This window comes from Pseudoalteromonas sp. bablab_jr010, from assembly GCF_016464105.1.
Taxonomy (GTDB): Bacteria; Pseudomonadota; Gammaproteobacteria; order Enterobacterales; family Alteromonadaceae; genus Pseudoalteromonas; species Pseudoalteromonas simplex.
Genome location: NZ_JACDWV010000124.1, coordinates 1 through 279, shown reverse-complemented (window position 1 = coordinate 279; position 279 = coordinate 1). Strand labels below are relative to the sequence as shown.

1 pseudogene is annotated in these 279 nt (G+C 40.5%); it reads left to right on the top strand.

Features of this window, described 5'->3' with window-relative positions:
* A pseudogene (locus tag JIG37_RS10750) lies at positions 1-279 on the top strand (hypothetical protein); the annotation flags it as partial.

The window sequence follows — 279 nt, the reverse complement described above, 5'->3', positions numbered from 1 at the left end:
AGATGTGTATAAGAGACAGATATTAGCGCACCGAGATAATTTTTACTTTAATCGCCATACTGGCCTTGTAAAAACTCCGCATACCTTGTTTAGAAAACCGTTTTATTTACCTTACGAAGACATTGTTTGCTATGGCGCAAATCAGCGTAATGTCGGTTCAGCACGCGGTGGCTCACGTGTATTTGTATCACTCATGGTGCCGTTAAAATACCCTAAACATTATCGCTTCACTAAGCCCACTTTTTATGTAGGTGGTTCAAATCGTGAATGGGATTCACT